Origin of the sequence: Duganella zoogloeoides (assembly GCF_034479515.1) — a bacterium.
Classification (GTDB): domain Bacteria; phylum Pseudomonadota; class Gammaproteobacteria; order Burkholderiales; family Burkholderiaceae_D; genus Rugamonas; species Rugamonas zoogloeoides.
This window is the reverse complement of sequence record NZ_CP140152.1, coordinates 2747526-2770581: the sequence shown is the minus strand read 5'-3', so window position 1 is coordinate 2770581 and position 23056 is coordinate 2747526. Positions and strand designations below refer to the sequence as shown.

General features: G+C 61.1%; 23 protein-coding genes. 5 read left to right on the top strand and 18 right to left on the bottom strand.

Annotation, left to right across the window (positions count from 1 at the left end; translation table 11 throughout):
* Window positions 1–152: 152 nt before the first annotated feature.
* The 12 genes from SR858_RS12300 to SR858_RS12250 form a co-directional block, all read right to left on the bottom strand.
* A complete protein-coding gene (locus SR858_RS12300) occupies window positions 153–737 on the bottom strand; it encodes a GNAT family N-acetyltransferase (protein WP_084669882.1) in 585 nt (194 codons plus the stop codon).
* 567 nt (window positions 738–1304) lie between these two features.
* Window positions 1305–1832 carry a hypothetical protein gene (locus tag SR858_RS12295; RefSeq protein ID WP_019921087.1) on the bottom strand — a complete coding sequence of 176 codons (528 nt, stop codon included), beginning with the start codon at window positions 1830–1832 and terminating at the stop codon, window positions 1305–1307.
* Between the two features lie 356 nt (window positions 1833–2188).
* The gene (locus SR858_RS12290; protein ID WP_322534579.1) at window positions 2189–2428 is read right to left on the bottom strand and encodes a hypothetical protein; all 240 of its coding nucleotides are present in this window, start codon (window positions 2426–2428) and stop codon (window positions 2189–2191) included.
* 518 nt (window positions 2429–2946) lie between these two features.
* On the bottom strand, window positions 2947–3480 hold the full coding sequence (locus SR858_RS12285) for a hypothetical protein (RefSeq protein ID WP_154819815.1): 534 nt from the start codon (window positions 3478–3480) through the stop codon (window positions 2947–2949).
* A gap of 303 nt (window positions 3481–3783) precedes the next feature.
* Entirely contained in the window at window positions 3784–4815 is a 1032-nt protein-coding gene (locus SR858_RS12280; RefSeq protein ID WP_019921083.1) for an IS110 family RNA-guided transposase, read from the bottom strand.
* A 244-nt stretch (window positions 4816–5059) separates the two neighbouring features.
* Window positions 5060–5500, bottom strand: coding sequence for a DUF3806 domain-containing protein (locus SR858_RS12275; protein WP_322534578.1), 441 nt, complete (start codon window positions 5498–5500; stop codon window positions 5060–5062).
* 233 nt (window positions 5501–5733) lie between these two features.
* Complete coding sequence (locus tag SR858_RS12270; protein ID WP_154819814.1) at window positions 5734–6246, bottom strand: hypothetical protein; 513 nt, start codon at window positions 6244–6246, stop codon at window positions 5734–5736.
* A gap of 207 nt (window positions 6247–6453) precedes the next feature.
* Window positions 6454–6948 (bottom strand): membrane protein insertion efficiency factor YidD, encoded by a 495-nt coding sequence (yidD, locus tag SR858_RS27750; protein ID WP_084669918.1) that lies wholly within the window; start codon window positions 6946–6948, stop codon window positions 6454–6456.
* A 270-nt stretch (window positions 6949–7218) separates the two neighbouring features.
* Window positions 7219–7668: a hypothetical protein gene (locus SR858_RS12265; RefSeq protein ID WP_019921081.1), complete on the bottom strand. Its 450-nt coding sequence runs from the start codon at window positions 7666–7668 to the stop codon at window positions 7219–7221.
* Window positions 7669–7749: 81 nt separating this feature from the next.
* On the bottom strand, window positions 7750–8058 hold the full coding sequence (locus SR858_RS12260; protein WP_019921080.1) for a DUF7660 family protein: 309 nt from the start codon (window positions 8056–8058) through the stop codon (window positions 7750–7752).
* A gap of 65 nt (window positions 8059–8123) precedes the next feature.
* Window positions 8124–8435, bottom strand: a complete 312-nt coding sequence (locus tag SR858_RS12255; protein WP_154819813.1) for a hypothetical protein — start codon at window positions 8433–8435, stop codon at window positions 8124–8126.
* Between the two features lie 534 nt (window positions 8436–8969).
* Window positions 8970–9275, bottom strand: a complete 306-nt coding sequence (locus tag SR858_RS12250) for a hypothetical protein (RefSeq protein ID WP_026637149.1) — start codon at window positions 9273–9275, stop codon at window positions 8970–8972.
* A 122-nt stretch (window positions 9276–9397) separates the two neighbouring features.
* Here SR858_RS12250 and SR858_RS12245 point away from each other — a divergent pair, with 122 nt between their 5' ends.
* Together SR858_RS12245 and SR858_RS12240 are read left to right on the top strand one after the other, a co-directional pair.
* On the top strand, window positions 9398–9856 hold the full coding sequence (locus SR858_RS12245) for an Lrp/AsnC family transcriptional regulator (protein ID WP_019921078.1): 459 nt from the start codon (window positions 9398–9400) through the stop codon (window positions 9854–9856).
* 87 nt (window positions 9857–9943) lie between these two features.
* Complete coding sequence (locus tag SR858_RS12240) at window positions 9944–11014, top strand: GGDEF domain-containing protein (protein WP_019921077.1); 1071 nt, start codon at window positions 9944–9946, stop codon at window positions 11012–11014.
* Here SR858_RS12240 and SR858_RS12235 read toward each other — a convergent pair.
* Window positions 11004–11429, bottom strand: a complete 426-nt coding sequence (locus SR858_RS12235; protein WP_026637148.1) for a DUF4124 domain-containing protein — start codon at window positions 11427–11429, stop codon at window positions 11004–11006. The two genes, SR858_RS12240 and SR858_RS12235, sit on opposite strands and share 11 nt — an antisense overlap.
* A gap of 172 nt (window positions 11430–11601) precedes the next feature.
* Between SR858_RS12235 and SR858_RS12230 the strand changes: the two genes are divergently transcribed.
* Both SR858_RS12230 and purT read left to right on the top strand, forming a co-directional pair.
* Window positions 11602–12351: a DUF481 domain-containing protein gene (locus SR858_RS12230; RefSeq protein ID WP_026637147.1), complete on the top strand. Its 750-nt coding sequence runs from the start codon at window positions 11602–11604 to the stop codon at window positions 12349–12351.
* 13 nt (window positions 12352–12364) lie between these two features.
* A complete protein-coding gene (gene purT / locus SR858_RS12225) occupies window positions 12365–13573 on the top strand; it encodes a formate-dependent phosphoribosylglycinamide formyltransferase (protein WP_019921074.1) in 1209 nt (402 codons plus the stop codon).
* 64 nt (window positions 13574–13637) lie between these two features.
* Here purT and SR858_RS12220 read toward each other — a convergent pair whose 3' ends face one another.
* From SR858_RS12220 to SR858_RS12205, 4 genes are read right to left on the bottom strand one after another with little or no spacing between them, the layout of a single operon-like run.
* Window positions 13638–14435, bottom strand: coding sequence for a LytR/AlgR family response regulator transcription factor (locus SR858_RS12220; protein ID WP_040377703.1), 798 nt, complete (start codon window positions 14433–14435; stop codon window positions 13638–13640).
* Between the two features lie 32 nt (window positions 14436–14467).
* The gene (locus SR858_RS12215; protein ID WP_019921072.1) at window positions 14468–15607 is read right to left on the bottom strand and encodes a sensor histidine kinase; all 1140 of its coding nucleotides are present in this window, start codon (window positions 15605–15607) and stop codon (window positions 14468–14470) included.
* A complete protein-coding gene (locus SR858_RS12210; RefSeq protein WP_019921071.1) occupies window positions 15604–17088 on the bottom strand; it encodes a carotenoid oxygenase family protein in 1485 nt (494 codons plus the stop codon). The genes SR858_RS12215 and SR858_RS12210 overlap by 4 nt, the downstream gene beginning before the upstream one ends.
* A gap of 8 nt (window positions 17089–17096) precedes the next feature.
* A complete protein-coding gene (locus SR858_RS12205; RefSeq protein WP_019921070.1) occupies window positions 17097–17513 on the bottom strand; it encodes a DUF2141 domain-containing protein in 417 nt (138 codons plus the stop codon).
* 161 nt (window positions 17514–17674) lie between these two features.
* Here SR858_RS12205 and SR858_RS12200 point away from each other — a divergent pair, with 161 nt between their 5' ends.
* Window positions 17675–21433 (top strand): CHASE domain-containing protein, encoded by a 3759-nt coding sequence (locus SR858_RS12200; RefSeq protein ID WP_019921069.1) that lies wholly within the window; start codon window positions 17675–17677, stop codon window positions 21431–21433.
* Here the strand turns inward: SR858_RS12200 and SR858_RS12195 are convergent.
* Window positions 21378–23042, bottom strand: a complete 1665-nt coding sequence (locus tag SR858_RS12195; protein ID WP_019921068.1) for a methyl-accepting chemotaxis protein — start codon at window positions 23040–23042, stop codon at window positions 21378–21380. The two genes, SR858_RS12200 and SR858_RS12195, sit on opposite strands and share 56 nt — an antisense overlap.
* Window positions 23043–23056: the final 14 nt, after the last annotated feature.

Sequence of the window (23056 nt, the reverse complement as noted above, 5' to 3'; positions counted from 1 at the left end):
TCGATCAATCGATATTTCACTCCAAGCGCACACCATTATCGCAACGGCAGCTGAAGCAGCGGTCAAAACCAAAAGGAATCTAAACAACCTCATATTGCCTTTCTTGTCCGTCCGCCCTTGGCCGGTAGTTGTCGCCACCCTGCGAAATGATGTTACACGAGGTCGCTAAAATTTACCTCAACCCTCTTCGCCATACTCGTGTACGAAAAAGGTTGGCCATCTATCTCAAACATTTCAGGCACCTCTCCAGTTTTCGTGAAGCCCGAGCGCTCATAAAGGCGAATGGCAGGTTGGTTAACAGACAAAACTTGTAAATCAATCCACTTTACTTTGCCGCTCTCCGAGGCCCATTTTCCCGCATGTTCAATTAGGCGTTGTCCCAATCCAAACTTTCTCAAGGTTCGGTCAACTCCCATACCTAGAAGGCAACGATGAGCTGCAAATGGCTCCGGATTTGCCCGCAAGTCGATGTGGCCTACCAACTTTCGACCAGGAGTAAACGCTCCCCACAATCGACGCCAACCTGGCTCTCCCATCGGGATGTCTAGCGCATCCCGAAACGCCTTAGCCTTATCAATCGAAAATACCGATTCAGCGTAGGGCAATGGCTGAAAGTAAACATTTCCGGGTTTTCCGTTATCGGAAAGATGGTCATTTAAATACGCAAAAAATACTTCAAAGGCAGAAGATGCGATGGGTTCAATAGCTACGTCAAGAGAAATTGCCTGGGCGGGCATAGGAATCGAATTTATTCAAGAATTATAGGTCGTGTCGAGGGCTGCTTGTGGCCGCTTTCAACATAATTTCAAATACACGGCTCTGAGACCATCTTACCGCCAATCAAGTGCTCTGAGCATCCGCTTGGCATTGGCAACGTGGGTGCGCAGACGCCTGGTTTCGCGGCCTTGCTCTTCACGGGAGCGCAGTCCCCTTGGCACTCGCTGTCATCAGAACATACCTTGCCCGAATCATTCGTTTTAATTGCGCAAAAATAGAGCTGACCCATAGGAAAAAGCATCCACTTTCCACCCAGCTCAATGCACTGCTGTTTATTCTCCGGCTGCTTCGGCTTTTCGACTATTTTTGACTCGCTAGCCGAACTGATCAACATGAATAGCGCCATGATGGCTGATAAAACACCTCGAGTTGTCATGCAAGTCCTTCAAAAAATAGGGCACTATCTAGCAATCCAGCTCCGTGTTTCATTGGCCGTTCTCTGCGGTCGCACCAGCATAGCAAGTTGTCGCTGCGAAAACATTATGATTTGCCTTGATGCGCCGTTACAGCCCCGAAGCGGACACAAACTACATACGGGCAATCCAGTCTTCAAATTCCTTGGCCAATCCTAGCGGATTAGCCGATCGGGTTTGTACGGTAATCTTCTCGTAATATTCAAGCTCATGCACGACAATTGGGATCGGGCGGGAAAACTGCTGCTCGATGACTCCATTTTCGTGCAGCGCCCGAGCTATCCGAACACATGCGTCCACGAAGTAGGCAGTTATTGCACTTCCAAGCTGCATACATAGATCAAAATCGGCTTCCTCATCTTCGTCTGTGTACCAAACGTTTCGCGACCGCAAAAGCTCTTCTAACAGTTGCGCGTCTTCTGTCCCAGGCAAACCAATGAACTCCAGTTCGTTCTGGAGCCAGAATGCGAAGTTCCATTTTGCTTCTTCAACACTGGATGCAAAAGCTGTGCTGTCCGCGACATGCTTCAGGGTATTGTAGCCCAATTGGAGAACGGGATAACGTGGATCGTCGCCATTATCGTTTATGAAAAATGACAACGCGTATATATCTGGGATGGCAGATGTATCTATGCCCGCCAACGCAGCACTAATTTTATTATAGAAGAACTGTTCAAAATCATTGATAGCGGGTTATTTGCTCGCGCTGCCATGTAGGTTCGATGTCATTGCGTCCGTATATGGACTCCTCCTCGTTTGCAACGTCTTTGAATTTTAGGTACGACTGCTCACGTATATTCGGTCTCTAACTGCTTTGCCCGCCATCGGGCAAGGACCATAATGGGCTATTCGCGCGGTCGCTCCCTATCGCTCTTCCGGACTCAATGGCCACAGACATTCTCGGGTTCTGCCAGCGCCGGTTCGACCTGTTGGCCATCGTCGGCATGTTTCGCAATCGTGGTTGGATGCTCCTTTTTACGTACTAACTGCTCTACAGCTTAAACTGCTACTGCTTCTGGCTGGTAATCGGTACCCTTGGTCATCCTCGCCCAGGCGATACGCGTCGTCTTGTTGACCAGTGCGACCGCCGCGATGTTGCGGTGCCTCCTCTCGGCGATGTGCGTCACCCAGCGACTCATCGGATCATTCTTGCTCGCCGTCGTTCTTAATACTGAACGGACCTCGTGAATCAACAATGTTCGTAACTGAGCATCGCCGCGTTTTGTAATCCCCAGCAATCGCTCCTTGCCCAAGCATTCATAGGCCCAAGGATTGGCTCTACAAGCTCCAGGAAGTCAACTACGTAGGTTGCTGACGCATACCATAGAACCAACTATGTATAGGTTATTTCGCCGATGCGCGCGCCGATCAGGAGGTTAAATCCAAATTGACCATTTGCTTCTCCGCTCAAGGCATACACGATACCCAATGGAACTTCCCTTTCGTATGCCATAAGGACCATGTATATCAAATTCCTCGGGCAATGCACCGAAGTTCTTCAGTAGCGAGCTGAGGATACGTTGTAACAGAAGTTCCTGGTTTTTAGGCTCGCCAATGCTATACAACTTAATTGCTGTGAACGTCGGTGTAGGTTTTCTGCTGAAAAATCGCATTGGATCAATTTCAAAAAGAAGAAGGAGCTTTCCACCAATAAGGTCCGGTCTTGGCCGTTCTCAGCCGGTCGTTCAAGCATCGAATGTTGAACTTGAGAAAACATCATGATCTGCCCCGATGCGACGTTGTCACCCCGAAGCGGTCATCGGATTATCGAACCAGTTTCTGACCTTAAGCTGAACGGTTGCCACCCACCAGGCGGATCCCATTCTCCTTCTCCATCAATCTCACCGGGTGTCGCACGGTGGAGTACCACGCCATCAATTCCAAGGTCGTGCTGCTTCCAGATCAGACCCCCTATACGGTCAAATGCGAGCACTTCAGATGCAGATGCGGCAAGGACGGAGATCTGACGATCAAGATGATCCAGGTCACGCGAGTCATATAGATACCCGAAATACCCGCTAAGTGAGAAGCGGCGCACGTAGCCAAGATGAACGTCGACGACGAAGGCGAACCGCCCGTAGCCAATGTAAATCATGCTGTCAATGGAACGTACGTCCCTGAAGCATGACTCGCCTGCACTCGCAAGAATGTCTACTCGGGCCAGCGGTGCGCTATCAACGGTCACGGCCACGCTTGCAACGACCTCGGAGTCCGATATCTCACCAGCGGCAGCTAGGACTTGGTCGAACTCAAGGTAGGGATCGTGAGGACTAAGGAATTCTGCTTTCATGGATTTATCGTTGACATGGTGGAGCATCAAATGTCCGTATATGGACTCCTCCTCGTTTGCAAACACTCCGTCTTTGGCTTTAGATACGACTGCTCACGTATATTCGGTCTCTAACTGCTTTGCCCGTCATCGGGCAAGGACCATAATGGGCTATTCGCGCGCTGGCACCCTATCGCTTCTACGGGCTTCAAAGCCACAGACATTCTCGGGTTCTGCCAGCGCCGGTTCGACCTGTTGGCCATCATCGGCATGTTTCGCAATCGTGGTTGGATGCTCCTTTTTACGTACTAACTGCTCTACAGCTTAAAATGCTACTGCCCCAGGCTGGTAATCGGTGCCCTTGGTCATCATCGCCCAGGCGATACGCGCCGTCTTGTTGGCCAGTGCGACCGCAGCGATGTTGTGGTGCCTCGTCTCGGCGATGTGCGTCGCCCAGCGGCTCATCCGATCATTCTTGCTCGCCGCCGTTCTTAATACTGAACGGGCCCCGTGTATTAACAACGTTCGTAACTGAGCGTCGCCGCGTTTCGTAATCCCCAGCAATCGCTCCTTGCCGCCTGAACTGTTCTGTCTTGGCGTGAGCCCCAGCGAGGCCGCCATCTGCCTGCCACTGCTGAACTGCTTCGCGTCGCCGACATTGGCCACAATCGCGGTGGCGATGATCGGGCCGACGCCGCGCAACTGCTGCAAGCGGGTGGCGACCGGATCGGTCGATGCCGCGATTTCTATTTCCTGATCCAGTTCCTTCACCCGCAACTCCAGGTTCAGCAGGTCGAGCCACAAGCCGCGCAGCAGGCGACGGAAACGTTGTGTCAGACCGTTCTCCAGATCCTCGAGCCACAACGGAATGGCTGCTCGCAGTTGAATCATTTCCCTTGGCGCCACCAAGCCATACTCACTGCACAGCCCCCGGATCTGGTTGCCCTTGGCGGAGCGCTGACTCACCAGCTCCGCTCTGATCCGGTGGATCGCCTGCAGGTTCTGCTGCTCCACCGATTTGACCGCCACGAATCGCATACTCGGCCGGCTCATCGCCTCGCAAATTGCCTCGGCATCGTTGGCGTCGTTCTTGTTGCTCTTCAGGTACGGCTTGACGAACTGCGGCGCGATGAGCTTTACCGCGAAGCCGTGTTTCTGCAATTGCCGGGCCCAATGATGCGCGCCGCCGCAAGCTTCCATTCCAATTTCGCAGCCCGGTTCGATTTTCTCCAGCAATGCCGGCAGCCATTCTGACCGACTTAGCTTCTTGCGCCATACAACCTTTTCGCAACGATCAACCCCGTGCACTTGAAAGACACTCTTGGCGAGATCAACGCCGACGCGGATAATCTTCATGGTGGACTCCTTCTCTCAACTGGTTGTGTCGAAACTCCAGTTTAGGCGCCCAGACGCCGAAAGGTGAGGAGGAGTCCATCCCATTGGTTCTGGCCGCTTGCTGAATTCGGCGGTTTCCACCCCAAAGCCGACCCTCATCTCTTCCGGAGGGCTATTGCCTTGGGAGTCTGTTGACTGAGTGAATGAAGTCACGGGCCGGCCGTTCGGCCGTTGGCACCACCGGCTTTTACACTGAAAATCTAGACTAAAGTCTGTCGGGTTTTTTACTCGAAATCTCTTCAAACCTGTTTGTAACACCGTTGTAGAGATCAAAAACGTCAACGGTCTCTCCCCGTTCAACACGTTTTGAAATCATGGTGACCGGGAAGACTATGACGGATGTGTCTTTGTATCTAAGAGCAAAATCTCTGCCGTGTTCGTCTTCGACGACTACCCAATGGAAGCCCATGTCGAGGACAAACGCGTCGCCCAAGACGACCCCCATGCACTGAAGTTCGAACGTTTGGTTCGCTTTGAACATGTTCGCAGCAATAACCGCGCGCAACGTTCCCAGTTTTCCAGGTGCAGTGATATATTTTGATTCCAAGTCCGATGGGGACAAGAGCTTCTCGATGACTGCCCGCTGGTGTGCCAACACCTCAATGTCTTGTGACGATGGAAAATAAACCTTTTGATCGCTTGACATAACTGCCCCAGAAATTAACAACAAAAACGCACAAAGTAACTTATTCAAGAGACGTCTTGGGGTGGGAAGTTTCTCCCGATTTAATGGTTTACGCGACTTTATCGAACGGCCGCATCTGGCCGTTCTCGGCCGGTCGCGCCAGGATACCATGTTGCCGTTGCGAAAACATCATGATTTGCCCCGACTCGTCGTTTTCGCCCCTAAGCGGACATCCTCAACAAAAGGCAGTGATCTTATGAAACCCAGATTAACCTTTCTTCGATGACTAGCCATTTGCCGCCGCGCTTTTCCAGCTGGTACACGTGGCCCGATCCATTTTCCGCGCCACGAAAATATCTGCCTGTAATGGCCATACTTGTATCGGTTTTCCAAGTCACTCCCTCTACCCACAGCACTAACCCAGGGCTATTCGAACCCTTCACAACAACACCGTACCCTCTGTTGTAATCACAGTCGGACCCCTTTCGTACTTTATGACGCCCATCGTTAAGACGTTGGATCAATTCCTGCGGCGGGTCTGATCTGGTTTCTGCGACAGTATCAATAAATTCGACACAGAAGGTGTCGACACCATCTGCAGGTGCAAACTCACTACTCGTCAGCTGATACCGAACAACCGCTTCCCTAGCAGCGAGCACGTCCTCGGGCGTACCAGCTTTTCCAGCAATAAGCAAAAGCAGTGGAAGTGCAAGTAAAAGCCCAAGTGTAATTACAAAGTAGCTGCGCAGCGTTAAAGTCGAAAACATACGCCCCTGTCTGGAAAAGTGAGCTAGCGTCCGCTCATGGCCGATTGCAGTCGGCGCATCCGCAGTAATTAATACAACGTCTAACGTCTATCATCGGCCCGATACGGTCCACGTGGTCACGATAGCATCTTGCCTGAGTGCAAAGCTCACAATTTGTCACGTCCTGGCAGAAGTCGCCCGCTGTGGAGACTTTCTAACGGTAATTGACTACGGCTCCGGGGTATCGGGGGGGGTGTTTGCCTCGCGCAGGAGTCGGCTACGCCGCCTGACGGCTTCCTCGTTGTCTGGGGTACCCTCGCGATAGCCTGAGGTTGCCCTGCCGCGAGTTGGCCACTCGCAACTGCACCCAGAACAACAGTCCAGGATTTTCAGAAAATCGTGGCACGACCAACTAGAACCTCCGAGTGGAATATCGCAACCACCGGCATCGCAACCACCGCAGTCGATATAGCCGGATTGCCGTCGCATCAGCATCGGCATCTGCCGGGCAACCGTCGCAATTCGACTCGCCGTCCCGCATCGCACCAGCCTCCGGTTTAGAACGGAAAGTCCATCCAAAACCCCGTAGCGCCGGACTGCGGGATAACCGAGCGTCGAACAACTAGCATCGCTCGTGTAAGCGGCGTAAGCACAGCAAAAGCCCTTGTATTGCGAAATATACCTTTGGTAGAACTTAATTGCGGCAAGAGCCAGTGCTTTCATCTGTTGCTTAAATTGAAGAATGACAAAGCTCTTTAAGGAGTGGTATGAACGGAATCGCAGTCTGTCAATTGCCGAGTACACGTCTCTGGCATTAGTGACGAGAATCGCAAGCCTTCATCGGGTTAAAAGTTTTCATCAAAAAATTCATTTTTCTACACGCGTCTGACCAGCGGGTCTTGGCCGTTTTCGACCGGTCGCGCCAGCATAGCATGCCGATGTTACAAAAACATCATGTTCTGCCCGGAACACCGTTGTCGCCTCGAAGCGGACCTAATCAGAACTGGAACCGACCAACAAGACGTCTTCGTCGTTTCCAAGAAAAAGGTAGGCGAAATCCCAGAACACCGGGTAATGGGGATGCCCCCTCACGAATTGAAATGACTTGATTCCAGACCCTGTTTGACTCAACTGCAGGACACTATGGCAAATGCTTTCAAGCAGCCGCGAAAAATCAGCCGTCCTGAGAGTACTCGGACCGGGGCCTGCGCCATCATCGCCAACATAGCTGAGGCTTTGACGCAGAGTTTCAACTACCTCAGACATGCTGGCGTTCCGAATGCCATCGAGCACGGCATCATCGCCAATCAACCCAGTGACGACACTGTTGATGTCCCCCGCAGTTTCTTTCAGGCCCGAATACAAGCTGAGAGAAACCGAATAGTTAATGCCATCGGAATCCAATAGGTCAGCCATCTCAGTCAGCATTTTTTGCGTAAGCATTTAATCATCCTTGTATGTATGCTCAAGAAAACTGGCCTGACCGTCCGCTCATGGCCGTGTGCCGATCTCAAAGCTGCATGCCTACTCATATATCTTGCCGCAGTAAAGGAACAATGCGAACTTCTTCCATGGTGATGCTGCTGAGAGCCCCTGGCTAGCTCCGAATCCAGAATCATCAGCCCAGCTGCCTGCCGCTTCTAAAAAGTCCTCAATTGAATCATTTTCCCAGGTTTTGCCATCAGCGCGCCGGTCTTGCGCGAGGGCCTGGACAAAAGCCAGGAACGTGGCCTCATCAGTTACCACTTCAAGTTTTCGTGCAACTGCATAGTCGTTTCCAGCATATTTTGACGCCGTCTGCTTGTGGCCGAAACATACGGTTAACGCCAGCATAGCAGGTTGCCAGTTTGAAAATCCACCACCACGACAGGCCAGAAGCTACCTAACCGATCTTCGCTTCAGTAACCTGCTGAACGAGCTGACCGGCGCTCTCGGGCGGGATCATGCGGCCGGCAATAGCCGGTGTGGTGCGAAATACCAGCGGACTGACCGTCTGCGTTAATAGTCACGGACAAGGTGAACTGATCACCCCATTGCTGCTTGTAGTATTCAATTCGGGCCCAAGGTCGAGGTGCGAAGTTGAGCTTGATTCGTGCTGCGGTGATTTCTTCAAGTCGGATACTCGAGATGTCTGTCAACTTTGCAAGGAGGCGGCGATAGCGCACCAATACGATTTCGAACTCGGACGACGGCGGTTGAATGGTGGACATTACCAGGTCGAATATTACTGTGGACTCGCCATGCCGCCCTGCCAACGAGCGTAGTTGACCAATTGACCAGTAGCCATCCAATTCGTTGTTCCGGCTAGCAAACGAGCCGCACAAACCGCTGGCGATATTGGTCAGATGCGCTCCTCTTGGCATACGTGGATCCTTTTACATTTATTTGGGGCGCTACGCTGAGCTGCGACTGCACGCTATCAGCCGACAGGATATCAACTTGCCCATCAAAAAGACTCACCAATTATCACCCACGCACGCGCCTAAAAGAGCGCAGCGTTACGCGTGGAACCAGCCATCGCAGATTCCTGACAAAACTAAAGTGGTCATCGCCGGTCCCGGATATCCGCCCATGCGCAGCTTTCGCATCGTTGGTGACAAAATTAATGCTCGGCGCACTGTTCGGATCAGGGGACTTTTGCGCCGGTTGCCTTGATCACACTGGAATACGTTTCTGAGTGAAATTCACCCTCGACGGCTCCATAACAAACTGAAGATCCCTTCTTCGGCGATGGCGGCCGTTCTTCAGAGCATCTCGGCAACGCCGCCTGGTGTCGAACGTCGCTGGTGATGGTCTGACTTATTCGCCGACAATTCCCGGATCGGCAGCACGCCGACCAGGTTGTGCAGACGCATCCGGCACAAGGTCAGCGGTTCGGGATCCTGGCCGGCCAGTCGCAGCATCACTTCCACGCCGCCGGGCGTGGCGGTGGTGCGCAGTGCGCGCAGTTCCAGGTCGAGCCGGCGCACGATGGCCAATACCTGCTCCAGGGTGGCGATGGGAGCGTCCGGCTCCAGGCAAAAGCGATAGCTGGTCTGATGAGATTTCATGCCGCCAGAATACTGCCCGGCGGCGGGAATAGGCTCCCTGATTTCCTGCGATCTCCGCGATTTCAAAGAAACATTACCCATCTTAGGTACAATACCTGGAATAATCTTCTTTCGATATCAAAATGGAAATCGACCAAATCGACCGCCGCATCTTGCGTGAACTGCGCCGCGATGGGCGCCTGTCCAACACCAGGCTGGCCGAACTGGTCGGGCTGTCCACCACGCCGTGCTGGAACCGCGTGCGTGCGCTCGAACAGGCCGGCCTGATCGAGGGCTACACTGCCTTGCTCAGCCAGACCGGTCTCGGCTATCCGGATACCGTCATCATCGAAGTCACGCTCGACCGCCATGACGACGACATCTTCGACAAATTCGGCCAGGCGCTGGCGGAATTGCCGGAGGTGATGGAAGCCTACCTGCTGACGGGCGACTACGACTACCTGATCAAGGTGGCAGTGGCTGGCACCGCCGGCTACGAGGAATTCCTGCGCCGCAAGCTCTACAAGCTGCCAGGACTTAAGCACAGCCGCTCCACCTTCGTGCTGCGCTGCCTGAAAAAGACCCATTCCGTGGAACCCTGAAAACCACACTGTCTTCGGCACCACGATCGGAGAGCTTGTTATTCGTTTGCCAAAAAACATATACTAGTGCAATAACATTTGGCAATCATGCGTAAACTCCTGGCTTATTCCTATTCCATCGGCGACCCCGGGCATCGCCAACAGTTCTTCGCCGAAGTCCACCACATCGTGGCGCTGACCCAGGCCTTCGGCCTGCTGGCCTGGCTGGTCACGGTAACCCTGGTGCTCGACGCCTATGGCAGCGCCCGCGCGCCCGTACTGTGGGGCTTGCCGGTAATGGTGATTACGCTGGCGATGACTTTGCGCGCCCGGGCGCTGACACCGCTCCTGGTCAGCGGCGCGCTGGGCGCACTGGCGACGGCCTGGGCCTATCGCTGGTTCCTGAACTATAGCGATCACCCCGGTCTGTGGGTATTACCGTTGGGTATAGCCATATCACTGGCGGCGGCACCCGTGTTTTGCAGCCTGCTCAACTACCTGGCCACGGCGTGCGGGTGCTGGCTGATCCTGGCGGTCGGCCACTTTCCGGCCCAGCCGGGCCACGTCAACTTCTACCTGGGGCTGGTAGCGGTGATCGGCACGCTGTGCATCGGTGCGTATCTGAACGTCTATTTCCTGACCCTGCGCGTAAACAATTACCGGGTACGGGAGGAGTTGACGGCGCTGGCCTTCAAGGACAGTGTCACGGGACTGAACAACCGCCGCAAGTTCACGCTCGACGCGCGCGCCGCGCAAGCGCGCACCGATGCCACGCCGCTGCAATTCCTGATGATCGACATCGACGACTTCAAGGTCATCAACGACACCCTGGGCCACGATGCCGGCGACGAAGTACTGCAACGCACGGCTGAGGTGATCGGCAGGCTGTCGGACGGCCACCTGTGCGGACGCCTGGGTGGCGAAGAGTTCGGGGTGGTGTTGGCCGGCAGCGCGGAGGCAGCGCGCCAGTTTGCCGCGCTGCTGCTGGCGGAAGTGCAGACGGCATGCCAGCCGCCGCGGACGGTCAGCATCGGCATTGCCGAGCTGTGCAAGAAAAGCGACCTGGCGCTCAGCTACCGCGATGCTGACCAGGCCCTGTATGCCGCCAAGCGCGCGGGCAAGAACCGCTATGCCGAGGCCGCGCCCCGGCTGGCAATCGAATCGACGATCAGCGGGTAGCCACGGTGCGGCTCTGGCGCCGCATGTCGTCGCGCATCAGCATGGTGGTGCGCGCGGTTTGCAGGGTGACGACGTCGGTGCCGGCGGCATTGCGCACCAGCGGACGTGGCAGGTCGGCCCAGCGGCTGCGCGTGAGGCCGGTGGAAATGGCGGCGGACTGGGTCGCAGCGACATCGTCGGTCAGGTGCGCAGACTGGGCGCCGGTGGTGACGATAAGCCCGGTTGCGCCGTTGTCGCTGACGTCGTCGTTGACGGCGCGGCTGTTGCGCGCGCACGGTTCATCGGTGAGCGTGACGCGGCCTTCGGCATCGACGCAGCGGTTCACCTGGGCTTGAGCGCTGCCGGCAACCGCGGCCAGCGCGGCGCACAGCAGGAAGGCGGCGGTGGCGCCCGTGATCGGATGGATGGTATTCATGGCCGCCTCCTGGCGTGTTTTGTAGCGATGCGCCATGATCGCGCGCCATCCGCGTGAAATCTGTACGGAACCACACGCAGGCATGCCTCGGGTACAATAGCACTTCATCCGTAACCCTTTAGCAACGTTGCCTGGCTCGCCCACGGCGCCATGGAACTCGCTCACCATGCCTATGAAATCTTCCCTGCTCGTCACTCCGCTTGCCTTGACCCTGTTATGCGGCAGCGCCGCCGCGATCGATGCCCCGCCACCGTACGGCTGGAGCACCTCGGCCGAACTGGGCGCCATCTCCACTTCCGGCAACACGGTCGGCACTTCGGTGACCGGCAAGATCGATGCCAAGCAAGAGCTGCCCGACTTCAGCAACGAGTACATACTGGCCGGTTATTTCAAGGATGAACAGATCACCAACGAAGACGGCAGCAAGTCGCGCCAGCGCTCGGCGCAGCGCTATTCGGTGTCGGGCAAGACCGCCTACAAGCTGATGGAAGACAACGACCGCCTGTTCGCATTGGCCACCCACGTCAACGATAAATTCGGCGCGTACACCACCTATTCGACCGTCGGCGTCGGTTATGGTACCCGGCTCTATAGCGCGGAAAACCTGACCATCGACGGCGAACTCGGTCCCGGTTACTTCCGCGGCGAACGCTCCACCGGCGAAACCGAAAACGGCATGACGGTGCGCGCCGCCGGCAGCCTGAAATGGCGCCTGAGCGAATCGGCCCTGTTCAGCCAACTGGTCACGGTCGAACGCGGCACCTCGAACACCCACTCCACCGCCGAGACCTCGCTGTCCACCAAGATCAACACCACCATGCAGATGAAGGCGGCGTTCAGCGTGCGCAGCGACACCAGCGTCCCGGACGACAAGAAAAACACCGATACCCAGACCTCCGTCACCCTGGTCTACTCGTTCTGATATTTTGGCCACCATGAATACTGCACGCATTATCGGCACGCCGCTGTCGTCGTCGGCCACCAAGGTCATGTTGCTCGGCTCCGGAGAACTGGGCAAGGAAGTCATCATCGCCCTGCAACGCCTGGGCGTGGAGACGATCGCCGTCGACCGCTACCCCAACGCGCCCGGTCACCAGGTCGCGCACCGCGCTCACGTCATCGACATGACCGACGGCGCCGCGCTGGCGGCATTGATCGAGCGGGAGCAGCCGGACCTGGTGGTGCCCGAGATCGAGGCGATTGCCACCGACACCCTGGCCGCGCTGGAACGCGCCGGCAAGATCACCTGCATCCCTACCGCGCGCGCCGCCCAGCTGACCATGAACCGCGAAGGCATCCGCGTGCTGGCTGCCGAAACCCTGGGCCTGGCCACCTCGCCCTACCGCTTCGCCAGCAGCCTGGCCGAGCTGGAAGCTGCCACCGCGCAGATCGGTTTTCCATGCGTGATCAAGCCGGTGATGTCGTCGTCGGGCAAGGGCCAGTCGAAAATCGACAGCGCCGCCGAGGTGCACGCCGCCTGGGACCATGCCGCCGCCGGCAGCCGGGTCGATGCGGGCCGCGTGATCGTCGAAGGCTTCATCGATTTCGATTACGAGATCACGCTGCTGACGGTGCGCTCTATCGGTAGCGACGGTCAGGTCACCACGCAGTTCTGCGAGCCGATCGGCCACGTCCAGGTGCAGGGCGACTACGTGGAATCGTGGCAGCCGTGCCGCATGCATCCGCTGGCCTTGCAGCGCGCGCAGGACATCGCCGCCAAGGTGACCGGCGACCTCGGTGGCCTGGGCCTGTTCGGCGTGGAGCTGTTCGTGCGTGACGACATGGTGTGGTTCTCGGAAGTGAGCCCGCGTCCGCACGACACCGGCATGGTCACCATGGCCACGCAAACGCAAAGCGAATTCGAGATCCACGCCCGCGCCATCCTCGGCCTGCCGGTCGATGTCTCGCTGCGCGCTCCAGGCGCCTCGGCCGTGATCTACGGCCAGCACGAAGCCCAAGGCATTGCTTTCGAAGGCCTGGCAGATGCGCTGCGGGTGCCGGGCGCGGACGTGCGCCTGTTCGGCAAACCGGAATCGTTCGCACGGCGCCGCATGGGCGTGGCGCTAGCCACCGCTGCCGACACCGATACCGCGCGCGAACGCGCCAAGCTGGCCGCTTCCAAGGTGCGGCCCGTCATCGCCTAAACCTGTCATGTGCGAGGCGCGCAGGCAGCGCCTCGTTCCCTTCCCGAACAGGTTCTCGGTCACATTACATTTGCCGGAACAGGTCTGCGTAGTTCCGGCTCACCACCAGTTGCTCGGTGCGGTCCTTCAGCTGCACCATCAACCTGCCCCGAAAATCGTGACGCGTGCCCGCCACGTGGCGCGCCGCCACGATCACACTGCGATGGATCTGCCAGAATTGCTGCGCATCGAGCTGCTCGCGCAGCTTGCTGATCGGCGTGCGGATCAGGCATTCGCCATCGGCCAGCATCACGCTCGTGTACTTGTCGTTGCTCTGGAAGTACAGCACCTCGTCCACCGCAATCAGGCGTGTTTGCTCACCCTGTGACGCGCGTATCCATTGCAGCGGTGCCGGTGCCGGCGCCGGTGTTGAGAGCGCGGCCGGCCCGCCCAACTGTGCCAGCAAAACCCGCAGCGCGTCCATTGGCGGCGCCGCTGCGACTGGGGTGGCGAGCGCCGCTTTCAGTTTCCCCACTGTTTTCGACAACCGTTCCAGCGACGCCGGCTTGAGCAGGTAGTCGAGCGCCGAGTGCTCGAATGCCTGCACCGCATACTGGTCGTAGGCGGTGACGAACACGATCTGCGGCGGCGCCGGACTGTCGATCAGCCGCGCCGCCACGTCCAGCCCCGTCAGACCGGGCATGCGGATATCGAGGAACACCACGTCGGGCGCCTCGTCGTCTATCAGGCGCAGCGCCTCGAGGCCGTTGGCGGCGCGGCCTACCACGCGCAGCTCCGGCCACACGGCGGCCAGTTGCTGTTCCAGGTAGTCGCGCAGGTGGGCTTCGTCGTCGGCGATCACCGCGCGCGGAGAGTTGTTCATATTGGTAGCGATATGGTTAATGTGATCCTCGTTCAGCGACACGGCAGCGGCAGGACGATGCGTACCACCACGCCACTCGGCTGGTTTTCCAGCAGTTCGACTCTGGCCTCGGCGCCGTACAGGGTGCGCAGGCGTTCGCGCAGGTTGCTCAGCCCCACCCCCCCGCCCGGCTTGGTCGACTGCGTGCCGGACAGCCCGGCGCCGGTATCGGCAACCGTGAGGCACAGGCGGCCATCGGCAACGGCGGCGCCGATGGTAACCTCGCCGCCGTCGACCTGCGGTTCCAGGCCGTGGGCGATGGCGTTTTCCACCACCGGTTGCAGCAGCATTGGCGCGATGGCGATGGCGCGCAGTTCGGCCGGCACGTCGATGCCATAGCGCAGGCGCGGGCCCATGCGCACGGCCAGCACGTCGAGGTAGGCGGCCAGCAGGCGCGCCTCGTCGCCCAGCGTCGACGATTCACTGCGGCTGGTATCGAGGCTCGCGCGCAGGTAATCGATGAAGCGCTCGAGCATGTAGCGCGCCTGGTCCGGCCGGGTGCCGATCAGGCTGACCACGTTGGCCAGCGTGTTGTACAGGAAGTGCGGTTCGATCTGCGCCTGCAAGGCGCGCAGGCGCGCTTCGGCCAGCAGGCGCGCGGTGGCTGCCGCCGTCTCCTTCTGGCGCGCCTCGTCCATCGCGGCCTGGATGCGCCGCTCAGCATTACGCCGCACCACGACCATGAAGCCGGCGATCACCGCCGCGATCAGGGTACATTCGAGCAGTACCACCGGCCGCGCCAGCAAATGCAGCGCCGGGCCGCCGCTGAGCAGCACGTTGGCCAGCGCGATCGCCGCCAGCACGCTGGCCACGCTGAACACCACGTGCAGCGCCACCCTGGGCAGTCCGCGCAGGCGCCGTGGCAAATTGTCGAACCAGCGGTTGAGCAGCACCATGCCGCCATGGATGAACAGCCCGCACAGGTTGGCCACCAGCAGCATGTGCAGGAAGTAGCGCATCACCGGTGGGCCGTCGTCGGAAAACGCGGTGCGCGCGGCGGTCAGCACCGCCGCGATCAGGGTGCTGAAGATGGCCGTGTACAGCGCGTTGCGCCAGCGCGAGGCCGGCCAGCGCCGCAAGCCGGGAATCAGCTCGAGCGGGTGAGCGGATACGATGATGTCGGGATTTTTCATGCCGCCAGAAAGTTACCATGAAAACACACTGGCGCGCGATAGCCGAGCCGCGCCAGCGCCACCGGGCCATCCTGGACGTTGCGTGCATCGAACACGGTCAGCACGGTCTGGCCGCGCCGCGTATCCTGCGCCACACCCACCACGTAGCCGTCCGTCTCCGTCCTGGCCCCGCTGCGCGGCACCAGCACATGTTCCTCGACCTGCCAGCCGGGACCGAAGCGGTAACCATCGACTTTGCCGCTGTCGGTATCGACCAGGTTGACGGAGTCGAGCACCTGCGCCGTGCTGCCCGCACCCACGCCGAGCACCAGCAGCTTGCGGTGGCGGCGCGACACCACCTGCGGCGCCACCCGTGGAAATTCGCTCACGCCAAACAGCCGCGCCTCGCGCGCCTGGCCGCTGGCAAAATCAAGCATGATCTGCACCGCGCTGCTGCGCTGGGCCTCGTACGGGCGCATGTCGCCGCGCATCGGCAGCGCCGGTTCCGGCACGATATCGCCCGCGTGCAGCACGGCGTCGAGCCGGATGCAGTCGCCGTCGTCCCACGCGTTGCCGAGGTGGAAGACCGAGCGCGCCCGCAGCTCGAACACCTGGCGCACGGTGAGCGTGGCCTTGTCCACCACCACCGCGCGCAGCGGCCGTTCGCCGCCCTGCCAGCGCAGCCGCTCGGCCAGGCTGCGGCCCGGGGCGTCCAGTGCATACGGCGGCACCAGGAACACCAGGTGGCGCGCGCTGACCACGAAATCGTGCACCATGTTCAGCTGCGGCACCGGCAGCATGGCGGTACGGGTGACCGCACCGCGCGCGTCGAGCCTATAGATGATCAACCGGTCGGCGCCGGGCAGGTTACCGAAGTTCCACAGGCCGCCGTCCGGATCCTGCTTGGGATGGGCGGAAAACGGCATCGCTTTGAGGTCCGGGCGCCAGGTCTTGATGCCGCGCGTGTCCAGCGTATCGGGATCGAGCTCGGTTGCCGAACCGCCTTCCCACAGCGCATACACGCCGCCGTTGAACGGCAGCAGATTGGTGTTGGCAACGTTGATGGTGTCGTTGCTACGGACCGGGGCGCGGTCGATCTGGGTGCCGAAGGCGCTGTAGAGGAAGCGACCCGCGCGCGTCTCCTGCTCGAATTTCTGGGTGGCGACGAAACGCCCGCGATGGTGGACCTTGCCATCGGCGATCGCCCAGCGCTGGGCAAAGCCGTCGCCGTCGAACCAGTGGTGATAGCGTTCGCCCCCCAGCTCGAACCGGCCGGGGCCGTTACGGTAGAACACCCCTGCCAGGTCTGTCGGCAAGCGTCCGAGCACGGTTGCATCGCCGGCCAGCTCGCCCGCGAAGTCGGCATACGGGAGCAGGCGGGCGTCGCCATCGAGGGCGGCGTGGAAGCTGCGGTACGTGGCGGTATCGGCCAGCGTGGTGGCGGAGACACCGAGAGCGGCGAGACCGGCGCAGCGGGAGAGAAATTGGCGGCGTGCTGGCATGATGAACCTCAGCGCAGGTTGACCGTGGTGGCAAGGCCGGCGGCCGGCAGCGTGAAGCGCGCGGCGTCGAACCCGGGCGCGCCGCCCTGCCCCATGGCATTGTTACTGAAGGCGAAGTCCTCGACCGGCATGCCGACCGGGTTCATGTCCAGCTGATTGTTGGCGTTGGCGTCGTGATACACGACAAACGCGTAGTCGCCGGGCGCCAGGTCCTTGACGTCGATGCGCACGGTGCCGGCGGCGGCCGGCGCCACCAGCGCGCGCACCGGCTTGCGGCGGTAGGTCTCGGCCGAATCGAACAGGGCCACCATCACCCGGCCATCGGCGCTGGCCACGCCTTCGACCGCAATATTGAGGTCTGCGGCATGGACGGACTGCGCGGCGACGGTGATGAACAGGGCTGCGAGATGGTATCGAAAGGACATGTTGTGCTCCATGTGGTGGGTATGACCACACTGTATGGAATGGCCAGGTGTTGCGTGGAACGCTGCGACGAACGGTATCCTGGCGGCGCCAGTTGCACCATGGTGGCGCCGGTTGCAGCGGTACGTTATAGTCATTCCGGAGACGAACCACGAGAGCTGCCATGCCCGCAGTGCCACCCACCGTTACAGCTCGATCAGCCCAATCGGCGCAAGCCGCGGCAGCCCCGAATTCCGATTTCGATCCCCTGCCGCCGCAGGGCCTGGGCCGCAACCACCATCCGGGCGCGGGCGCCCTGCTGCTGCTCACCGCCAGCTACGCGATCGTGGCGGGACTGAGCCTGCAACTGGGCGTCGCCCACACCAACGCCACGCCGCTGTGGCCACCGTCGGGGATGGCGCTGGCGGCTATCATCCTGCTTGGCTATCGCGCCTGGCCCGCCATCATGCTGGGCGCCTTCCTCGCCAACCTGGTCACCTTTTATATCAACGGCCAGCCGCTGTCGGCCACGCTGGTGCTGGTGTCCACCGTGATCGGCGCCGGCAACGCGCTCGAGGCGCTGGCCGGCGCCTGGATGATGCGGCGCTACACCGACGGCGCGCAACCGCTCGGCCAACTGCAAAACGTTTATAAATTCGCCCTGGTGGCCATGCTCATGAGCATGGTCGGCGCCGGCATCGGCGCCAGCGCGCTGGTGGCGGCCGGGCTGGCGCCAGCGGGCGCCTTCGGCACCGTGCTGCTCACCTGGTGGGTGGGCGACACCGCCGGCGTGCTGCTGGTGGCGCCGGCCATCGTGATCTGGCGGCTGCGCCCGCCGCCGGGCTGGCACGAACGCGGCGTGCTGCGGGTGGCGCTGGAGGTGGCGGTGTCGCTGGGCCTGCTGGCGGCGCTCGGCGCGGCGATCTTCATGCGCAGCTATACCGGCGACGATGCGCTGGGCTGGTTGCCGTACCTGTTCGTGCCCTGCGTGGCCTGGGCCGCGCACCGCTACGGCTTGCGCGGCGCCAGCGCCGTGTGCCTGCTGGCGGCCGGCGCCGCCGTGCTGGCCACCGTCAACGGCCAGGGACCGTTCGTGGCCGGCACCCTCAACGACGCCCTGATCGCGCTCGATACCTTCGTGGTGCTGTGCAGCCTGATCGGCATGGTGCTCAGCGCCGACGCGGCCGAGCGCCGGCGCCTGCAAGCAGGCGTGCTGCAGCATAGCGCGGTGCAATGGGCCACGCTGCTGCTGGGTGTGGCGCTGACGGTGCTGGTGTGGCACCTGGTCACGGTGGGCACCGAGCGCCGCGCGCGCGAGCACTTCGAGGCCGACAGCCACGATATTGCCGAGCGCATCATGCGCCGCATCTCGCTCTACGAATCGGGCTTGCGCGCGGCGCAGGCGCTGTTCCAGGCCGAGCAGCAACCGAGCCGCGAACAATGGCGCGGTTTTGCCGCCGGCATGGACTTGCAGCGCAATTTCCCAGGCGTGATGGGCCTTGGTTACGGCGCCTTTATCCGCAAGGGCCAGCGCGCCGCGCTCGAGGCGCAGGTGGCGCATGAAGGTTATCCTGATTTCCGCGTCTGGTCGCGCGAAGGCGTGGCCGATCTGGGCATGTACGTGCCGGTGTACTACCTCGAGCCGTTCACCGGCCGCAATGTGATCGCTTTTGGCTACGACATGCTGTCCGAGCCGGTACGCCGCGTGGCCCTGCTCAATGCCGGCCGCAACGGCCAACCCGCCCTCACCGACCGCGTGGTGCTGATCCAGGATGCCCAAGGCGGCGGCCAGCCGGGCTTTTTGATGTACTTCCCCGTGTACCGGCGCCAGGCCGGCCTGCGCCCCGATGCCACGCCGGAGCAGCGCATGGCGGCGCTGCAGGGCTTTGCCTACAGCCCGATCCGGGCGGCAGACCTGATGGCGGGACTGATGGGCACCGGCGTGCATGATATCGGGCTCGAAGTGTTCGACGGCGACAGCACCGCACCGGGGCAGCGCCTGTACGCCAGCGCCCCCGACCGCAGTGCGGCCGACCAGTTGCAGTATCCGAACCCCTACCAGGACGTACAGACGCTCGATTTGCTGCAACACCGCTGGACCTTGCGCTTTACCTCGCTGCCGGCCTTCGAGCGCGCCATCGACCGCCAGAAGTCGCACATCGTGCTGCTGGCCGGGATGATCATCAGCCTGCTGTTCTTCGGCGTGGTGCGCGCGCTCACTGCGCGCCACCTGTATGCCACCGGCCTGGCGCGCCAGATGACGGCCGCGCTGCGCGAATCGCAGCAGTCACTGATCGTGGCCCGCGACCAGGCCGAAGCGGCAAGCCGCGCCAAAACCGAATTCGTCGCCAACATGAGCCACGAGATCCGCACGCCGCTCAATGCCGTGCTGGGCATGGCCCACTTGCTGGACCAGACCGCGCTGGCGCCGCCGCAGCGCCAGTATGTGAGCATGATACGGTCGTCGGGCAGCTCGCTGCTGGCCATCCTCAACGACGTGCTGGATTTTTCCAAGATCGAGGCAGGCCGCATGGAGCTCGAACCGTCCCCGTTCGCATTGGCGCAGGTGCTCGAAGCGGTGGCCACCATCATGAGCGTAAACGCCGGCGAGAAAAACCTGCACCTGGCCATCGACGTCGATGCCGGCGTGCCGGCGCAGCTGGTCGGCGACAGCCACCGCCTGCAGCAAATCCTGGTCAACCTGCTGGGCAATGCGATCAAGTTCACCGAGCAGGGTTCGGTGGTGCTGCTGGTGGAAGCGCTGCCCGCCGCGCCGCAACACGGCGGTCCCGTATCGCTGCGCTTCACCGTGCGCGACACCGGCATCGGCATCGCGCCCGAACGCCTGGCGCAGTTGTTCGCGCCGTTTGCACAGGCCGATGCATCGACGACGCGCCGCTTTGGCGGCACCGGCCTGGGCCTGACCATTTCACGGCGCCTGGCGGACCTGATGGGCGGCGCCATCGATGTGCGCAGCACCCCTGGCGCCGGCAGCGATTTCGTCCTGACTGTGCCATTGCAGCGCGCGGCCGATGCAGAAGAACCCGGCGCGGCCCGCGCCGGCAACCAGCAAGCGCTGCACCTGCTGCTGATCGGCGACCTGGGACCGGGCGCCGGCTACCTGGGACGCACGGTGGCGTCCTGTGGCTGGACGTCCACGCCGGCCGCCGGTGGCGACCATGCCCTCGACTTGCTTGGCGATCCGGCGCAGCACTACGATGCCGTGCTGCTGGACTGGAATATGCCGGGCCTGTGCGGCCGCGCCATCCTGCGCCAGCTGCGTGACGACGCCCGGCTGGGCGGTCGCCCGGTGATCGTGATGGTCAACGCCTACGAGCAGGGCCGCCTGCTGCTGGTGGAAAGCGAACAGAGCGCCGACGGCGTGCTATTAAAACCGGTGACCGCCGCGCGATTGCATGAAGCGCTCAAAGCGGCGCTGAAGGAAGCGCCGCACCACCACGCCTACGCCGTGAATGAATCGCTTCCGGCAGCGCCGGTGCCGCAGGAGCCCCCCGAGCAGATACGCCTGGACGGCGCGCACCTGCTGCTGGTCGAGGACAACCCGGTCAACCAGCTGGTCGCCCGCAGCATGCTCGAATACGCAGGCGCGCACATCACCGCCGTGGACAATGGCCGCGCCGCCATCGACGCGCTACGGGACAGCGTCAACGGCGGCAACCAGCACTACGACCTGGTGCTGATGGATGTACAGATGCCGGAGATGGACGGCTTTACCGCCACCGGCTTGATTCGCACCGAACTCGGTTTGACGCTGCCGGTGCTGGCCATGACCGCTGGCGTGATGGAATCCGAGCGCGAACAGTGCATCGCCTCGGGGATGAACGACTTCATTGCCAAGCCGATCGATGTCGAACAGATGCTGGCGGTTATACGGCGCCATTTGCAGCACGACCGGCAGGCAACAACACCGCCGCGCGCCTGAGCGCGGGCCGCGCCTTCGCTGCTGCCACCACGACCGTGGTGTCCTCGGCGGCGGCGCCGTCGATGCGGAACGAACCGACCAGCGCAGCCAGGTCGCGCGCCTGCGCCTGCATGGCGTCGGCGGCAGCTGCCGCTTCCTCCACCAGCGCGGCGTTCTGCTGGGTCACACCGTCCATTTCGCCGATCGCCCGGCCCACTTGCTCGATGCCTGCTTCCTGCTCGCCGCTGGCGGTACTGATGGCGCCGATGATCACGGTCACCTGCTCCACGCTCGCAACGATATCGTCCATGGTGGCTCCGGCCGCCTGGGCTTGCGCACTGCCGCTGGCGATGCGCTCGGTCGAGGCGGTGATCAGCTTCTTGATTTCGCGCGCGGCATCGGCCGAGCGTTGTGCCAGCGACCGTACTTCGGAAGCCACGACCGCGAAGCCGCGTCCCTGCTCGCCGGCGCGCGCCGCTTCCACCGCTGCATTCAGCGCCAGGATATTGGTCTGGAAGGCGATGCCGTCGATCACGCCGGTGATGTCCGAAATCTTGCGGGCATCGTCGTTGATGCCGGCCATGGTGTTGACCATGTCGCGCACCGCGTGGCCGCCCTTGCCAGCCACGCCGGACGCCGACACCGCCAGGGTATTGGCCTGGCGCGCGTTGCTGCTGTTTTGCTTCACGGCCGTGGTCAGTTCCACCATCGCCGACGCGGTTTCCTGCAGGGCGCCGGCCTGGTGCTCGGTGCGGCGCGACAGGTCGAGGTTGCCGTTGGCGATCTCGCGCGAGGCGGCATCGATGGCAACGGCGCCGTCGCGCACGCGGCCCACGGTATCGGCCAGGCGCGCCGTCATGTGGCTCAATGCGTCGAACAACTGGCCGATTTCATCGCGGCGGCCATGATTGATGACTGCATGCAGTTCGCCGGCGGCCACCTGCTCGGCCAGCGCTACCGCCTGCGTGAGCGGCTGCACCACGCTGCGGGTCAGCATCCAGGCCAGCACGATGCCCGCCGCCAGCGCTGCCGCGCCGAGCGCTGCCAGCAGCACGCGGCTGTTGCGGAACTGCTGGTCGGACGCCGCCGCCAGCGCGGTCGCCTCCTGCGTCTGCCAGGTGAGCAACTGGTCGAGCGCGCCCGTGTACTGCTTGAAGGTGGCGCCCAGGCGGGTGTCGAGCAGGCTCTCGACGTCCTGGATGCGGCCCATGTCCTTGAACTTGAACAGGTCAGCGCGCAGCGCCATGTACACCGCCTTTTTTGCCGCCACGGCCTGCAGCAGCGCCGCCTCCGCCGCTTCGGTCGGCAGGGCCGCCAGCTTGCGCTCCGTGGCCTCGGCCTGGCGGTCGCCGGCCACCAGCTGCGCCATGAACAGGTCCGATACTTCCAGGCTGTCGCTGCGGGCCACGGAAATCGCCCGCAGACCATTGAGTTCGGCCGCGCCCAGCAGCTCGGAAGTGAGTTGTTCGCGCGCCAGCTTGTCGTGCACCAGGTTGGCAGTGGTGTCATTGGCCGATTGCAGGCGCCACAACGAGACTGCCGACATGCATGCCATCAGCAGCAGCAGCGCCGCGAACGATGCTACCACGCGCATGCCGGTATTGAGTTGGGAGAGTTTCAGCAAGGTCATATTAATTCCACAAG

Coding starts and splice junctions, on each gene's coding strand:
- SR858_RS12300 (WP_084669882.1), bottom strand. CDS start 737: ATGCCCGCCCAGGCAATTTCTCTTGACGTAGCTATTGAACCCATCGCA.
- SR858_RS12285 (WP_154819815.1), bottom strand. CDS start 3,480: ATGAAAGCAGAATTCCTTAGTCCTCACGATCCCTACCTTGAGTTCGAC.
- SR858_RS12280 (WP_019921083.1), bottom strand. CDS start 4,815: ATGAAGATTATCCGCGTCGGCGTTGATCTCGCCAAGAGTGTCTTTCAA.
- SR858_RS12275 (WP_322534578.1), bottom strand. CDS start 5,500: ATGTCAAGCGATCAAAAGGTTTATTTTCCATCGTCACAAGACATTGAG.
- SR858_RS12270 (WP_154819814.1), bottom strand. CDS start 6,246: ATGTTTTCGACTTTAACGCTGCGCAGCTACTTTGTAATTACACTTGGG.
- yidD (WP_084669918.1), bottom strand. CDS start 6,948: ATGAAAGCACTGGCTCTTGCCGCAATTAAGTTCTACCAAAGGTATATT.
- SR858_RS12265 (WP_019921081.1), bottom strand. CDS start 7,668: ATGCTTACGCAAAAAATGCTGACTGAGATGGCTGACCTATTGGATTCC.
- SR858_RS12260 (WP_019921080.1), bottom strand. CDS start 8,058: ATGCTGGCGTTAACCGTATGTTTCGGCCACAAGCAGACGGCGTCAAAA.
- SR858_RS12255 (WP_154819813.1), bottom strand. CDS start 8,435: ATGTCCACCATTCAACCGCCGTCGTCCGAGTTCGAAATCGTATTGGTG.
- SR858_RS12250 (WP_026637149.1), bottom strand. CDS start 9,275: ATGAAATCTCATCAGACCAGCTATCGCTTTTGCCTGGAGCCGGACGCT.
- SR858_RS12245 (WP_019921078.1), top strand. CDS start 9,398: ATGGAAATCGACCAAATCGACCGCCGCATCTTGCGTGAACTGCGCCGC.
- SR858_RS12240 (WP_019921077.1), top strand. CDS start 9,944: ATGCGTAAACTCCTGGCTTATTCCTATTCCATCGGCGACCCCGGGCAT.
- SR858_RS12235 (WP_026637148.1), bottom strand. CDS start 11,429: ATGAATACCATCCATCCGATCACGGGCGCCACCGCCGCCTTCCTGCTG.
- SR858_RS12230 (WP_026637147.1), top strand. CDS start 11,602: ATGAAATCTTCCCTGCTCGTCACTCCGCTTGCCTTGACCCTGTTATGC.
- purT (WP_019921074.1), top strand. CDS start 12,365: ATGAATACTGCACGCATTATCGGCACGCCGCTGTCGTCGTCGGCCACC.
- SR858_RS12220 (WP_040377703.1), bottom strand. CDS start 14,435: ATGAACAACTCTCCGCGCGCGGTGATCGCCGACGACGAAGCCCACCTG.
- SR858_RS12215 (WP_019921072.1), bottom strand. CDS start 15,607: ATGAAAAATCCCGACATCATCGTATCCGCTCACCCGCTCGAGCTGATT.
- SR858_RS12210 (WP_019921071.1), bottom strand. CDS start 17,088: ATGCCAGCACGCCGCCAATTTCTCTCCCGCTGCGCCGGTCTCGCCGCT.
- SR858_RS12205 (WP_019921070.1), bottom strand. CDS start 17,513: ATGTCCTTTCGATACCATCTCGCAGCCCTGTTCATCACCGTCGCCGCG.
- SR858_RS12200 (WP_019921069.1), top strand. CDS start 17,675: ATGCCCGCAGTGCCACCCACCGTTACAGCTCGATCAGCCCAATCGGCG.
- SR858_RS12195 (WP_019921068.1), bottom strand. CDS start 23,042: ATGACCTTGCTGAAACTCTCCCAACTCAATACCGGCATGCGCGTGGTA.